Source organism: Nocardioides daejeonensis (genome assembly GCF_003194585.1).
In the GTDB taxonomy this organism is placed as follows: domain Bacteria; phylum Actinomycetota; class Actinomycetes; order Propionibacteriales; family Nocardioidaceae; genus Nocardioides; species Nocardioides daejeonensis.
The window spans coordinates 38,018-52,037 of sequence record NZ_QHKZ01000011.1; the positions used below are offsets into that span (position 1 = coordinate 38,018).

At 70.2% G+C, this 14,020-nt stretch carries 14 protein-coding genes; 6 read left to right on the plus strand and 8 right to left on the minus strand.

The features are described 5' to 3' along the window. Window positions 1–125 precede the first annotated feature (125 nt). Genes purS through DNK54_RS20230 form a run of 3 tightly spaced genes read left to right on the plus strand, consistent with a single transcriptional unit; the run spans window position 126 to window position 1,515 of the window. Window positions 126–383 (plus strand): phosphoribosylformylglycinamidine synthase subunit PurS, encoded by a 258-nt coding sequence (purS, locus tag DNK54_RS20220; RefSeq protein ID WP_110208828.1) that lies wholly within the window; start codon window positions 126–128, stop codon window positions 381–383. Between the two features lie 5 nt (window positions 384–388). Next, window positions 389–1,057 carry a phosphoribosylformylglycinamidine synthase subunit PurQ gene (gene purQ, locus DNK54_RS20225; protein WP_110208890.1) on the plus strand — a complete coding sequence of 223 codons (669 nt, stop codon included), beginning with the start codon at window positions 389–391 and terminating at the stop codon, window positions 1,055–1,057. Next, window positions 1,054–1,515, plus strand: a complete 462-nt coding sequence (locus DNK54_RS20230; protein ID WP_239460210.1) for a DUF3817 domain-containing protein — start codon at window positions 1,054–1,056, stop codon at window positions 1,513–1,515. Before purQ ends, DNK54_RS20230 begins: the two co-directional genes overlap by 4 nt. Before the next feature lie 20 nt (window positions 1,516–1,535). Here DNK54_RS20230 and DNK54_RS20235 read toward each other — a convergent pair whose 3' ends face one another. From DNK54_RS20235 to DNK54_RS20250, 4 genes are all read right to left on the minus strand, one after another. Further along, complete coding sequence (locus DNK54_RS20235) at window positions 1,536–2,342, minus strand: hypothetical protein (RefSeq protein ID WP_110208830.1); 807 nt, start codon at window positions 2,340–2,342, stop codon at window positions 1,536–1,538. Then, window positions 2,329–4,800 carry a DUF6571 family protein gene (locus tag DNK54_RS20240; RefSeq protein ID WP_110208831.1) on the minus strand — a complete coding sequence of 824 codons (2,472 nt, stop codon included), beginning with the start codon at window positions 4,798–4,800 and terminating at the stop codon, window positions 2,329–2,331. The genes DNK54_RS20235 and DNK54_RS20240 overlap by 14 nt, the downstream gene beginning before the upstream one ends. Further along, window positions 4,800–5,105: a hypothetical protein gene (locus tag DNK54_RS20245; protein ID WP_110208832.1), complete on the minus strand. Its 306-nt coding sequence runs from the start codon at window positions 5,103–5,105 to the stop codon at window positions 4,800–4,802. The genes DNK54_RS20240 and DNK54_RS20245 overlap by 1 nt, the downstream gene beginning before the upstream one ends. Before the next feature lie 103 nt (window positions 5,106–5,208). Then, entirely contained in the window at window positions 5,209–6,546 is a 1,338-nt protein-coding gene (locus DNK54_RS20250) for a glycoside hydrolase domain-containing protein (protein ID WP_110208833.1), read from the minus strand. A 255-nt stretch (window positions 6,547–6,801) separates the two neighbouring features. Here DNK54_RS20250 and purL point away from each other — a divergent pair, with 255 nt between their 5' ends. Next, entirely contained in the window at window positions 6,802–9,054 is a 2,253-nt protein-coding gene (purL, locus tag DNK54_RS20255) for a phosphoribosylformylglycinamidine synthase subunit PurL (protein ID WP_239460211.1), read from the plus strand. A 21-nt stretch (window positions 9,055–9,075) separates the two neighbouring features. Here the strand turns inward: purL and DNK54_RS21190 are convergent, their stop codons facing one another. Then, the gene (locus tag DNK54_RS21190; RefSeq protein ID WP_162602572.1) at window positions 9,076–9,612 is read right to left on the minus strand and encodes a conjugal transfer protein TraF; all 537 of its coding nucleotides are present in this window, start codon (window positions 9,610–9,612) and stop codon (window positions 9,076–9,078) included. 95 nt (window positions 9,613–9,707) lie between these two features. On the opposite strand from DNK54_RS21190, the gene DNK54_RS20265 reads away from it, so the two are divergent. Together DNK54_RS20265 and DNK54_RS20270 are read left to right on the plus strand one after the other, a co-directional pair. Beyond that, window positions 9,708–10,859, plus strand: coding sequence for a hypothetical protein (locus tag DNK54_RS20265; RefSeq protein ID WP_110208835.1), 1,152 nt, complete (start codon window positions 9,708–9,710; stop codon window positions 10,857–10,859). Then, window positions 10,834–11,583 (plus strand): alpha/beta hydrolase, encoded by a 750-nt coding sequence (locus tag DNK54_RS20270; RefSeq protein WP_204164727.1) that lies wholly within the window; start codon window positions 10,834–10,836, stop codon window positions 11,581–11,583. The genes DNK54_RS20265 and DNK54_RS20270 overlap by 26 nt, the downstream gene beginning before the upstream one ends. Before the next feature lie 64 nt (window positions 11,584–11,647). On the opposite strand, the gene DNK54_RS20275 is transcribed toward DNK54_RS20270, so the two are convergent. From DNK54_RS20275 to DNK54_RS21200, 3 genes are read right to left on the minus strand one after another with little or no spacing between them, the layout of a single operon-like run. Further along, window positions 11,648–12,460 carry a hypothetical protein gene (locus DNK54_RS20275; protein ID WP_110208837.1) on the minus strand — a complete coding sequence of 271 codons (813 nt, stop codon included), beginning with the start codon at window positions 12,458–12,460 and terminating at the stop codon, window positions 11,648–11,650. Then, entirely contained in the window at window positions 12,457–12,978 is a 522-nt protein-coding gene (locus DNK54_RS21195; RefSeq protein ID WP_162602573.1) for an RNA polymerase sigma factor, read from the minus strand. The genes DNK54_RS20275 and DNK54_RS21195 overlap by 4 nt, the downstream gene beginning before the upstream one ends. Then, the gene (locus DNK54_RS21200; RefSeq protein WP_162602574.1) at window positions 12,975–14,009 is read right to left on the minus strand and encodes a hypothetical protein; all 1,035 of its coding nucleotides are present in this window, start codon (window positions 14,007–14,009) and stop codon (window positions 12,975–12,977) included. The genes DNK54_RS21195 and DNK54_RS21200 overlap by 4 nt, the downstream gene beginning before the upstream one ends. Window positions 14,010–14,020: the final 11 nt, after the last annotated feature.

Sequence of the window (14,020 nt, forward strand, 5' to 3'; positions counted from 1 at the left end):
GTGCCGCACCGGGACAACCGCGCCGCGCCCAGCGCGCCCGCCGACCTGGATGCCGGTCCGCGGCGGGGGAGAGGACCGACTAGAATCGGCACCGGTCAGCCTTCCGTTGCGCTAGAGGAGTCCCCGTGGCCCGGGTCGTCGTCGACGTCATGCTCAAGTCCGAAATTCTCGACCCCCAGGGCAAGGCGGTGGCCGGAGCGCTGCCGCGGCTCGGCTTCGACGGTGTCCTCGACGTCCGTCAGGGCAAGAGGTTCGAGTTGGAGCTCGAGGGCGAGGTCACGCCCGAGCGGCTCGCCGAGATCGAGCGGATCGCGGAGACGCTGCTCTCCAACCCGGTGATCGAGGACTTCACGGTCCACGTCGAGTCTCCGGTCGAGGCGTGAGCGGCATGCGGGTCGGTGTCGTCACCTTCCCGGGCTCGCTCGACGACGTCGACGCCCAGCGCGCGGTCCGGTTCGGCGGCAACGAGGCCGTGCCGCTGTGGCACGGCGACCACGACCTGCGGGGTGTCGACGCGGTGGTGCTCCCCGGTGGGTTCTCGTACGGCGACTACCTCCGCTGCGGAGCCATCTCCCGCTTCTCCCCGGTGATGACCGAGGTCATCGCTGCCGCAGGGAAGGGGATGCCGGTGCTCGGCATCTGCAACGGCTTCCAGATCCTGTGCGAGTCACACCTGCTGCCGGGTGCGCTCATCCGCAACGACCACCGCAAGTTCGTCTGCCGTGACCAGGTGCTGCGGATCGAGAACAACCGCACACCGTGGACCAGCTCTTACGCAGCGAACGCCGAGATCACCGTCGTCCTGAAGAACGGCGAGGGCTCGTACGTCGCCGACGACGAGACGCTCGACCGGCTGGAGGGCGAGGGCCGGGTGGTCGCGCGCTACCTCGAGGTCAACCCCAACGGGTCGCTGCGCGACATCGCTGGTGTCACCAACGAGCGCGGCAACGTGGTCGGACTGATGCCGCACCCCGAGCACGCGATCGAGGACCTCTGCGGTCCGGGCACCGACGGCCTCGGCTTCTTCACGGGGCTGGCCGCCCAGGCGTTCGCATGAGCCAGCCCGCGATGAGCCCGAAGCGTCTCTTCCGTCTGGTAGCCGTCACCGAGGCCGTCACCTGGGCGATGCTGCTGACCGGCATGGTCCTCAAGTACGGCACCGAGACCACCGAGCTCGGTGTCCGTATCGGCGGCATGGTGCACGGCGTCGTCTTCATCGCCTACTGCCTCACGACGGTCGTCGTGGGGGTCGACCAGCGGTGGCCGCTGCGGCGTACCCTGCTCGGTCTGGTCTCGGCCGTCCCGCCCTTCGTCACCGTCTGGTTCGACCTGGCTGGCGAGAAGCGCGGCTGGTTCGGCGACTCCTGGCGACTGCGCACCGAGGCCGGCTCCGGCCCGGTCGAGAAGGTCACTGCCTGGCTTGTCTCCAAGCCGCTGCAGGGACTCGCGGCCGGCGTCGTCGCCGTCGCTGCCCTGACCGGCGTCGCCCTGCTGGTCGGCCCGCCTGCCAGCTGACCCGTCCGGCCGCAGCTCTCTCAGCCCGCGAGACCGTCGCTGTAGGCGCTCGACACCAGCGCCGCGGCTGCCTGGGCCGCTCGTGGCGCGGATCCTGTTGCCCGCAGCGTCTTCTCGGCGCGTGTCTCCAGCGCGAGCCGGCGGGTATCGACCAGCGATCGTCGCTCGGGCTCGCTGAGGTCGGCGTACGCGAGGGCATCGGCGGTGCCGACCAACAGGCCGAGCGCACGGAGAAGCGGAAGCTGTCGCTCCGTCGTCCCCAGCATTGCGGTGCTCGCCTCGGCCCAGCCGTCGACCACGCGTTCGTGGGCGGCTTCGTCGTCGACGACGAGTCGGAGTGCTGCGCGTACCGCCTCCGGTGGCCACGGTGCCCCCTCGCGCACGGAGGAGAGGACGTCGGAGGTGCGGGCGACCAGCAGCTCGGCGAGTGCTGCACGCGATGCCGGCTCGACCCGGTCGACGGTGAAGAGTCGTTCGGCCGCACGCTCGTCAGCTTCGCCCTTGGCGGGGGCGGTGGCTGCCGTCAGCACCTCGACCAGCCTTGCCTGTACGCCGACATCGTCGACCGCGACCAGCCAGGCAGCGACGTCGTGATCGGGGACGCCGGCCTGGCGTGCCCGGTCGGCGAGCGCGCCTTCGGCTCGGTCGGTGAGCAGGGCCTGCGCCTCGTCGGGTGAGCCGGCGAGCTCGCCGAGGAGCGTGGTCAGCCGGTCCGTGTCGGGCTGCCGCTCCTCGTCGGAGCCGGAGGAGCAGCCCGACAGCACGAGGAAGGTAACCAGCGCGCCAGCCGCCAGCGAGCGACGTACGACCCGATCAGTTCGCGCCACGGCTCGCGCTCACCCCGGAGGTGTAGGAGAGACCGGCCTGAGCGGCCGCTGCCTGGGCCTGCTCCGGGGTGTAGCCGAGATCGAGAAGGACCTGCTCGGCGAGAGACTCGGCCATCAGTCGACGACTGTTGAGGTAGGTCTGGCTGTCGTAGGCGCGGTCGCCGGAGTGGTCGACCTGGTGCTCCCGCTCCCAAGCATCGATCAGGCCGCCCGTCGCGGAGTCGAAGCCGAGCCCGACGATCGGGTTCGAGCCGGTGGGCACCAGGCCGACGATCTTCTTGGCGAGCTCCGCTCGTTCGGTCGTGGTGTCGTTGTGCTCGGCGTCGGAGTCCTCTGACGCCGTGATGTCGGCGAGCGTCGCGCCGTGATCGGTCGCCCCCAGCAGATTGCCCAGGGCGTCCATGTGGGCGGTGACGGCGTCGTGGGGCGCGGTGCTTCCGTCGAGATCGCCGCGCAGTTGGCGGATGGCCTCCTCGTAGCCGGCGACCCGCAGGTATTCGTTGGCGTCGGGGTCCTTCCCGAGGTCGGTGAGCAACGTGCGCAGCTGTCCCTCGTCGAAGGATGTCGAGTACGGGCCCACGTCGGCGTTGTCGCCGCCGAGAAAGGTCTCGTGCACCGTCTCGGAGTGGTAGGCGAAGATCGAGCCGAGGTCGTCGCGCAGGCTCGGATCGACGACGTCGATGTGCTTGTAGTCCGATTGGTCGTCATCGCCGAGCACCAGGTTGTCGTGGCCGCGCGCCTGCTCGTCGGTCGTGGTGGAGCGGACGATCTCGTCGAGGATGGTGCCGACCTGCTCCCGGGTCGCCGGGTCCGGGTCGTCGGTCATCGTGGCGGTCTTGAGCAGGTCGCCCAGGGCGCCGCGGTTGCTCGGGCCGGGGTGCTCGTCGTCCTCATGGTGCAGGCGCGAGTGGCTGACGTGGTCGTCGTCCCACTGCCGGTCGGTGAGGAGGTAGTCGATCCGGCTGCGGTCGGCCTCGTGGCCGTCGGCACCGTAGCGGTCCCCCTCGAACTCCTGAATCCGCACGTCCGGCCCGGTCAGGAACTCGCGCGCGGCGGCGGGGTTGTTGTCCAGGCCGTCCATGAGCGCGCCCATCGGGTCGAAGCCTGCCGGATCGTCCTCGCCGGTGCCCTGGGTCCAGTCCAGACGGAGGCCGTCGAGATGCTCGGTCCACTGCCCGCCGTCCGGGCGGCCACCGATCAGGCGACCGTCCTCGTCGTAGACCGGCATGGTCCACGGCGACTGTCCGTGCTCGCGGTGGAACGCCGTCTCGAAGTCGAGCATGCCGTCGCCGACCTCGTTGAGCAGGTAGGAGTTGTCGACGTTGTGCAGCATCGGCGCCAGGAGTTGATAGCCGTAGACCTGGTGGGTGGCGTAGTGGTTGCTGAGGCCGGGCAGGTCGACCAGGTCGTCGCCCCGGGCGAGCAGCTGCCGGAGCCAGGCGGCCGAGACGTGCTCGTCGGTCCCGCTCTGGCCGTCCTCGGTGAGTCCCTCGGTGGAGGCGTCGAGGAGAAGGCCGAGGTTGCGTTGCAGCTGCCCCATCTGGCGGCCGAGCTCGGGGTCGATCGTCGTCTGGTGCTGGTCGTCCTCGTAGTTGGTGTCGAGCCCGTAGCCGGGGATGCGTGCGGCGAGGTCGACCAGGCCGTCGGGCCCGACCTTGTCCATGAACGAGGTGGCCACCACCGGATCCGAGCCGTAGGCGGAGATCTGCTCGCTGAGGGTGGCCAGCGCTTCCGCGCGCTCCTCCTCCGTCGGGAACGGGGTGTCCACGAGTGGATCGCCCTCGGCGAGATCTGCGAGCTGCTCGCCGATCTCCTGGCGGACCTCGACCGGCAGGGTGGAGAGGAGCGAGCGGCCCAGCTCGGGATGGTCCAGGAGGTACGCCGCCTGCTCCTCGGGGGTCTTGCCGCGCAGGTCGTTCATGACCCCCTGGTCCTGCAGGGTGCCGGAGACGTCGATGTCGCCTTGGTTGGCGGTCTTGAGGACCGCGGTGAGGTCGGCATCGGCGTCCGCCGCCGCTTGGAGGGCGTTGTTGATCAGGGTCACGTAGGTGTTGCGAGCCTTCTGCCGGGCGACCGCATCGGCGGTGTCGGTCGTCGCAGCTTCGGTGTCGGTGATCGTGCCGGTCTCCCGATCCACCGAGAAGCCGGCCTGCTCCGCGCCGGTGATCGCGTTCTCCAGTGACGTCTTCGCACTGCCGATCTCCTCGGCGGCCGTGTCGAGCGCACCGATCACGGTGGCGATCTCGGCCACGTAGTCGACGAGGTCGGTGGTCAACGTGGTGTGTCGCTTCTGGGCGAAGTAGTGATCCGAGCCGATCCAGCCGGAGGGCGGCTCGCCGGCCTCCAGCTCGTCCTCCAGGTCGACCAGGCCCTTGCGATCCAGGTGCAGCTGGTCGGAGATGGTGGTCAGCTCGCCCGGCTTCCACGAGAGCAGCGTGGCGAGGGTGACCTCGGCCATCAGTACTGCCCGTCCATGGTCCGAGCCAACCGCTCCTCGCGGGCGAGTGCGGCGAGATCGGCTCCGTCCCAGTCGTCCGCGGAGTCGCGCATCGAGGTGGCGTGGGTGTCGACGTCGTCGGCCCAGCCGGTGAAGCGGGTCTTCCACTCCGTGGAGAGGGTGGACGCCGCCGAGGCGGAGTCGCTTCCGGGGAGCGCCGTACTCACGTTGCCCACCTCGTCGGGCTTGTGCGTTCGCGCCTCCGTGGCCGCCGTCGCCATCTTGCCGGCGGCCGCGCGGATCTTGTCGGGCACGACCTCTGCCATGACCCACCTCCCGAGTGGTGTTCTGCCTGCCGCGAGGTCACCTTCCCCGGCGGCGCGCCGCGAAACCCGCCGCTCGGCGGCGACGTCCGGGAGAGCGCGGCGGCTACTTGAGGCGGCCCGCGAGCAGCAGCCGCCACGTCGCGGTGTTGACCACGCCCGAGGCGGGGACCTTCACCTTGCGCTGCCACTGCTTGACGGCGGCTTCGGTGCGAGCGTCGAAGACGCCGCTTGCCGGGACGCTCTGCTGGTTGGCCGCGGTCAGGGCGCGCTGCAGTCGGCGCACCGGCGCGCCCTTGCTGCCGTGCTTGAGCACCGGAGTCTTGGCACCCTGCGCGAGGAGGGTCACCCAGCCGGCCCTGTTGAAAGCCTTCTTGGGCGCGAGGTTGTTGCGCGTCCGGAAGGCGTTCGCCGCAGTGAGCGTCTTCTGGTCCAAGGCGCCGTTGATCGGGCCGGAATAGACCTTCTGCTTGCGCAGCAGGCATTGCAGCGCGCGGGCCGCGGCGACGTTGGTCGTGCCGGGCTTCAGCTTCGGATAGCTGGGCAGGCTGACGGTGACCTTCTCCTTGCATTTCGGCTTCTCAGCCTTGGCGGTCGTTCCCTTGCCGAGGCTGAGGTAGTTGCTGTCGATGTTGATCGTCACGCCGCCCCACGTCTCGTTGTGGCCGCCGCGATACTGCTTCACCCGCGCGTGCGGCATCCAGCCGTCGCTGCGCAGGTAGCCGGGGGCCTCGAGGTTCGCGTTGCCGTCCCAGCGAGCGACCCAGAGCCGATCCGGCAGTGCGTACTTGCCGGGAGTCTTCACGCGTGCGTCGTCCAGCATCTTGATGCCGGAGCCGGCGCTGGAGTAGACGCCGGAGACGTAGCCGAGCGCGTGGATCTGGGTGGTCCAGCCATGCAGGAACCACATCGCCGAATCTCGGCAGACCGTGTTCTTGAGGTCGAAGCCCTCGAGGTCGTACCACAGGGTGCTGCCGGCATCGATGCCCAGCGCCTGGGCCGCGGCGACCGCCTTCTTCGCCTCCTTGCGCGCCTGCTTCTGGGCTTTCGCGTAGTTGTTGGCCGACGACTTCTTGATCACCTTGTCGTCGCTGTAACGCGGGAACCGGTCCAGACAGTTCGCCTGGGGCCCGAGGGTGATCGGCAGCAGGCGCCAGCCGTTGGCCAACTGCTTGCTCACCCAGGTGGGGGTGAGGTTGGGCTGGTTGCGGCAGGCCCGCGAGTCGCCGGAGATGTAGATGCCGACCGCGCTGAACGGCGAGTGCTCCATCCAGGTGTCCATGCTCTTCTGCGTGGGGGTGAGGCACTGGTCGAACGCATAGCCGGTGAAGTTGCCGGGGGTGACCTGGTCGGCCTGGGCCGTGACGCCGAGGCCGGTGAGGGTGGCGACGAGGGCGCCGGCAAGGGTGGCGCGGGTGAGGGTGCGGGGACGGGGAAGGCGCATCGAACTCGCTCCGGAAACGGGGGAAGTGTCGCGTCACCCTAACCTCAGAAATCACATGAGTAACACCTACGTCTTTTAATTACAAACCTGTAATTAAATGGCGAAGGAAAATGCGGGCTGAATGACAGGGATGTCATTCTTGTGAGCCGGGAACGAGCACGGTCGTGCCGTTGCGGTGAGCAACCGCCGCAGTGCCGGCGTACCGGGGTGCGGCCGGTGCTCGGGCGCCCCGGGACGACCGGTAGATTTCACCCCGTGGCGAAGACTCAGCTGGACACCGTTGCCGTTGCCCTCGACGACGCGGACCGGGCGCAGCCCTGGGCCGACCTCGGCCTGAAGGCCGACGAATACGAGAAGATCCGCCAGATCCTCGGCCGCCGCCCCACCAGCAGCGAGTTGGCGATGTATTCGGTGATGTGGAGCGAGCACTGCTCCTACAAATCCTCCAAGGTGCACCTGAAGCAGTTCGGCGCCCTTCCGCAGGAGACGCCGCGTGGCGCCATGCTGGCGGGCATCGGCGAGAACGCCGGCGTGATCGATATCGGCCAGGGCTATGCGGTCACCTTCAAGGTGGAGAGCCACAACCACCCGTCCTACGTCGAGCCCTACCAGGGTGCGGCCACGGGCATCGGCGGCATCGTCCGCGACATCTTGGCGATGGGCGCTCGGCCGGTGGCGGTCATGGACCCGCTTCGGTTCGGCCCGCTCGACGCTGACGACACCCAGCGCGTGCTGCCCGGCATCGTTGCCGGCGTCGGCGGCTACGGCAACTGCCTCGGTCTGCCCAACATCGGCGGTGAGGCCGTCTTCGACGAGACCTACCTCGGCAACCCGCTCGTCAACGCCCTGTGCGTCGGTGTGCTCAAGCACGAGGACCTCCACCTCGCCAAGGCGTCCGGCGTCGGCAACCAGGTGATCCTGTACGGCGCCCGTACCGGTGGCGACGGCATCGGCGGCGTCTCGATCCTGGCATCGGAGACCTTCGAGGACTCCGGTCCGGCCAAGCGTCCGGCCGTGCAGGTCGGCGACCCCTTCATGGAGAAGCTGCTCATCGAGTGCACCCTGGAGATCTTCGCTGCCGAGCTGGTTGCGGGCATCCAGGACCTTGGTGGTGCCGGCCTCTCCTGCGCCACCTCCGAGCTGGCCTCGGCCGGTGACGGCGGCATGCACGTGCACCTCGACAAGGTGCCGCTGCGCGACTCCACCCTCAGCTGCGAAGAGATCCTGATGAGCGAGTCGCAGGAGCGGATGATGGCGGTCGTCGAGCCTGGCGACGTCGAGGCATTCCTGGCTATCTGTGCGAAGTGGGACGTCGAGGCGTCAGTCATCGGCGAGGTCACCGACACCGGCCGCCTGCAGATCGACTGGCACGGTGAGCGGGTCGTCGACGTGCCGCCGCGGTCGGTCGCCCACGACGGGCCCGAGTACAACCGCCCGTACGCGCGCCCGGACTGGCAGGACGTCCTCCAGGCCGACGGCGCGGAGAAGCTGCCCCGGCCGGCCACCGGCGAGGAGCTGAAGGAGACGCTGCTGCGGCTCGTCGCCAGCCCGAACCTGTGCGACAAGTCGTGGATCACCGACCAGTACGACCGCTACGTGCGCGGCAACACCGTGCTGGCCCAGCCGCACGACTCCGGCATGATCCGCGTCGACGAGGAGACCAACCTCGGGGTCGCGGTCTCGACCGACTGCAACGGCCGCTTCGCCAAGCTCGACCCGTACGCCGGCGCGCAGCTCGCGCTGGCCGAGTCCTACCGCAACGTGGCGACCGGTGGCGCCACGCCGCTGGCGATCTCCGACTGCCTCAACTTCGGGTCGCCCGAGGATCCGGCGGTGATGTGGCAGTTCGCCGAGGCGTGCCGCGGGCTGAAGGACGCGTGTGTCGAGCTCGGCATCCCGGTCACCGGTGGCAACGTCAGCCTCTACAACCAGACCGGCGAGACGGCCATCCTGCCGACGCCGGTGGTTGCCGTCCTCGGTGTCATCGACGACGTCACCCGGCGCACGCCGTCTGCCTTCGTCGCGGAGGGTGAGCGGATCTTCCTGCTCGGCGAGACGCGGGAGGAGCTCTCCGGGTCGGAGTGGGCGCACGTGGTGCACGGGCACCTCGGCGGCCTCCCGCCCCGGGTCGACCTCGCCGCCGAGAAGGCCCTGGCGACACTGCTCGCCGAGGGCGTCGGCCTGCTCACCTCCGCCCACGACGTCTCCGACGGCGGAGTCGCGCAGACCCTCGTCGAGGCCGCGTTGGGCAACGGGATCGGTGCGGCGGTGGCCGTGCCCGGGGATGCGTTCCTGGGACTCTTCGCGGAGTCGGCGGCCCGCGCCGTGGTGACCGTGACCGACACCGACGCGGACGCTCTCATCGCCCTGGCCGAGAAGCACGACGTGCCGGTGACTGCCCTGGGCCGGACCGGTGGTACCGACCTGGCGATCGAGGGCCAGTTCACCCTCCCGCTCGCACAGATCCGTGAGGCTTGGTCGGCCACGCTTCCCGCGGCCCTCGGCTGAGTCGTCTCCGCGGTTTGTGGCTCAGCACTCCTCTTCAGAGTTCTCCGTCATGATCCACGTGTCGGCGCGCGGCCGCATCTCGACGCGACCGCAGTCGCCGCCGGCGTAGGTGACGAACAGCTCCGCCCGTTGCGCGGTGTGCGACAGCGTCTCGACCTCAACCTCCGCGGCCTGGCCCAGCGCGGCATAGAGCTCCGCAGTTGCGGTGGTCATTGCGGCGCAATCAGCGACCTGCATCCCGATCGCTTGGAACTCGGCGAGCATCTTGTCGACGAGTGCATCTGAGAGATATCCGCACGCTGCTTCCGGGTCGGGGGCGCGGCTTGCCTTGAGCCACGCGCGGAAGGCGGCTTCGGGCGATTCAGGATCCACCTCGGTTGGCGTGGGATCTGCCGACGCGGGATCTGCTGATGTGGGATCTGACTGCGTTGCTGATGCGGGCGGGTGCTCAGATGCGGACGTCTCGTCCTGTTGGGGTGAGCCACATGAAGCGATCGTGAGGAGGGCGACGATTGCCGCGACGAAGCACTGCCAGGCCCGAGAGTCTCTCCGCAACATTGGGCGATGCTAGCCCTCCTGCGCGGGGCGCTGGATGGTTTCGAGCGCGTCGCACGTGGCAGGCTCACTCTGGATCCGAGGAGAGGAGTGCGCGGATGCGGCACACGTGGGCACGAGGACTGGCGATGGCTCTGGCGGTGGGCGTTGGGATGTCCGCCCTGGTCGCCTGTGACGACGACTCAGACGACCGGTCCGGACGTGACGGTGCCGACCGAGGCGAGCCCACCTCGCTCTCTGCCGGCTTCAGCGTCCGGGGCGCACTGGCGGAGCTTCCGGCGGGGGCGAGCGGTCTCGAGCTCGACCAGGCCATGATCTCCGTCGCCGACCTGGACGCCGCCACCACGGCGGTCGGAGCCACCCGGCCGACCGACGCCGGACGCGAGGCCTGGGTGGAGTGGATGGGCCCGCTGACCGGAATCGGGCCGAGCAAGGTCTTCCTCGCGCTGCCGCAGGGCTTCAACACCCAGGCTGCTGCTCCCGAGGAGTTCGCGGAGGTGGCCGGCTGGTCGGCGGTGGACGCGCACTCCTATGCGGAGCTGAGCGCCCCGCCGTACACCTTCACCGTCGTGCAGGGGGTGCCGGACGACGCGCTGGCGGACTCCCTGGTCGACTCGGGCGACGGGATCCGGTCCACGCGCGAGGGCGAGGACTTCGAGCAGGACCTCGAGGAGGTCTCGTCGGTCGACATGCTCGGCCGTCCGATCCGCTTCCTGCAGCGGGACGACCGGGTCGGCTTCGGCACCTCGACCGCGTTGGTCACCGCATGGGCAGAGCGCGGGGAGAGTCTCGCCGACGATGACTCCTTCGACGCCGTGGCGGCGGCGCTCGACGAGGAGGAGGCGATCAGCGCCGTGCTGGCCCGCGCGCCGGGGGGTGGGCTCGCGGCCACGCTGGGGCAGCGCCTGTCGCCGGAGCAGCTGCGCGCCGTGCAGGAGGAACTCGACGGGATGCTCCCGGAGAGGCCTTTCGACACCGTGGGCATCGGCTGGTCGGCCGATGGCGAGGTGCACGTGGTCTACCACTTCGCTGACGACGGCGCCGCCCGCGCGAGTGTCGACGGCCTCGAGCGAGCGTGGCGTGAGGGTACGACGGTGCAGGGACGCCAGCCGATGAGTGACCTGGTGACGGTCGACGAGGTGGAGGCGGAGGGTGAGGTCGTGGTCGTCACGGTCGAGCCCGCGGACGGGCGCGCAGGCGTGCCGATACAGATGCTGCAGTCCCGTGAGTTCGTCTTCGTCTCCCCGTGACGGCGGCGTGCGGCGGGTGGGCTACGGCTCGCACGCCGCGCAGTACGCCGAGTGGTCGCCGGTGGAGGATGCCCGCGGCATCGTGGTCGTCATCCACGGCGGCTACTGGCGTGCCCGCTACGACCTCTCCCTGGGGCGTCCGCTGGCCGCCGACCTCAACCGGCGCGGATGGTCGACCCTCAACCTGGAGTACCGCCGGATCGGCGACGGAGGTGGCGCGCCGCAGACCTTCGATGACGTGGCTGCCGGCATCGACCTGCTCGCCGACCTCGTCCCCGGGTACGCCGCCCCGATCGTCGCGCTCGGACACTCGGCCGGCGGCCATCTCGCCGTCTGGGCTGCGGGGCGTGGGCGGCATGGGTGGCCCGAGCGGGTGCGCCTGACCCAGGTGATCAGCCAGGCCGGGGTGCTCGACCTCGATGCGGCGTTGCGGGACCGGCTCAGCGACGGCGTCGTCGCCGAGCTCCTCGGCTCGGCCGGCGAGCCTCATCGCTTCGATCCTCGACAGCAGCTCCCGCTCGACGTGCCGGTGACCTGCCTACACGCGCCGGATGACGTCGACGTGCCGATCACCCAGTCGCTCGACTATGTCCGGGCGGCCCGGGCGGCGGGAGCCGAGGCGTCCTTCGTCGAGGTTGCCGGCGGACACTTCGACCTGATCCGCCCCGGCACTGATGCCTGGGCGCGTGTGGTCGGCGTTCTCGACCTCCTCCCCACCCGTTGAGCGCGCCCAAGTGACGGGTTGAGTGCGCTCAAATGACGGGTTGAGTGCGCGCACATGGTCTCCCTCAGAAGGCCTTCGCGCGCATCGCCTCGGTGTCGGTGAAGCGCTCGACGACCTGGCCGTCGGAGTCGAGGAAGGTGAAGGTCAGCTTGCTTGCCCGTGCGGTGGCTCGCATGGGGAAGGCGTCGTGCTTCCACGAGCCGGGCAGCGTGCCGGCATAGCCGCCGGTCTGCGGGTCGACGTCGAACGTGGTGTCGAGCGACGTCCCGGTCCACGGCACCACCCCGGTCACACGCACACTGGCCGCGCCGGATTCGGTCGATCCATAGACGACCGGATACCAGCCGCCGGTGCGCCAGCCGGCGTCGCCAGGTGCGGCGGCGTCGGTGCTGACGATCTGGATGCTGGGGTAGCCCGGTTGACGGACGGGCGCGGTGCCGCAGCCGCTGCCGCCGTTCCACATCTGGTTGTGAGACTCGCCGGCGGGGATGTGCGAACTCGCCTCGCACTCACCGTGTGCGCCGCTGACGGGGGTGGTCCGCCAGACGACGAACCCGGTCCCGTCCGGGAGGGTGACGTCGACGATGACCCGAAGGTCGTCGGCCAGTTCTGGCCCACCCCATTCCGCCACGTTCTCGCGCACGGTGTCGGGCGCGTCCTTGCCGCCGAGTGCCGGCAGCTGGCCCGTCGCCCAGGCCGCCCCTCCGCCGGCCAGCAGCGCGCCGACAGTAGCCAGGGCGGCGACCTGACGACGTCGGTGCCGCCTCGGCGCCCCGACGGGATCGGCGAGGATCTCCCGCAGGGTGCTGGCCTCCCACTCCTCGTCGAGCGGGCTGGTCGGCGGGCGAAGCGCTTCGAGCATGCGCAGGTCGGTCATGGCGTCTCCTGGATCGGTCGCAGTGCGGGGGAGGGCAGGGGGTCGGTGGCGAGCAAGCGGGCGCGTGCCCGGCTGAGTCGCTTGCGGAAGGCGGCAGGCCGGAGGCCGAGCGCCCGGGCGGCCTCGTCGTTCGAGAGGCCGTCCCAGGCCACGAGGAGCAGTGCCTCGCGGTGCTCCGGGTCGAGGGTGGCCAGCCGCTCCAGCGCTTCGCGGCGGCTGAGGGAGACGTCCGATACGTCGGCTGCGTGGGCGGCCACGGCGTCCAGCAGCGCGATCCGCTCTGCCAGGGCCCGATGCCGCACGGTGCCGCGGATCCGGTTGCTGATCACCTTGCGTGCCGTGCTCAGCAGCCAGCCGATCGGTGGGTCGGGGACCTCCTCCCAACGTCGCCAGGCATGGAGGAACGTCTCGGCGACCACGTCGGCGGCCTCCTCGCCCACGTGGCGGCGCGCGAAGGCGGCGACGCGGGGCGCCTCGGTCCGCCAGCAGGCGGTGAAGGACTCCTCACGGGTGCTCACACTGGGAAGTGTCCGGCAGGTGTGCCGTTGTGACCCTCCTCGGCAACGTTGGATCCACGGCTTCGCCGACGCGCCAGCGCCACGCCGACCCCAAGGGCGAGAAGCACGAAGACGGCGGACTGGACGTCCTTGGTGAGCGGGTCGACCCCTGCCGGGGTGGGGAACGTGAAGGAGAGCAGCGTGCGCGAGAGCAGTGCGCCCCAGGCGAGGAAGCCGACGTGCTGCCAGCTCCAGTCGGGCGAGGCCGACCAGCGGCGCACCAACAGCACCGCGAGGCCGAGGATTGCCAGCTGGGTGAGCAGTCCCGGCCATCCCGGCAGCTGGTCGAGGCAGGAGAAGAGCGCCAGACTGGTGAGAGCGATCGCCCAGGGCGGGGGCGTCCGCCGGTTCGCGAGCCGGGTGACCGGGCGCCCCAGCGGACTCAGCGCCAGGGCCACCAGTGCCACGGCGAGGCCCACGACGAAGGCGTAGTGCCCCCAGGAGGCCTCGATCGGATTCTCCGGCTCGCGGTTGATGGCGATCGCCACTCCGACGCAGAGCAGCGCCAGGACGCTGGCGCCGAACCCTCCGAGCCAGGGGCGGTCCTGCCCACGCCGGGCCAGCGTCTCCACCAGCGCCAACGGCGCCCCGATGCTCATCAGCACGTGTCCGCCGGCCCAGGAGACGAGGGCGTAGAGGCCGACGCCGCCGACCGATGCGCTGGCCACGAACTCCGCGTAGTAATCGATCTCCGGCACGTCGGGCGTGAAGAGCGAACGGTCGACGACTCCCGTCATCAACACTCCGAACGCCGCGGCGAGCAGCAGCCGGGCCGACCACCCGCGCCCGGTCCGCACCGTCAGCTCACGGATCAGAAGCGCGGCGCCGCCGTACAGGGGGGCCAGGAAGAGCACGAAGAAGACCTGTTCGGCCAACTGGCCGGTCGTCTCCAGGTAGGCCTGGATCAGCTCGGCGGTCATCGGCGCCGCGACCAGCACCGCGACGACAGCGACGATCCGGGTACGGCGCGGGGCTGGGGCGAGCGTCGGCATCGCCCCAGCCT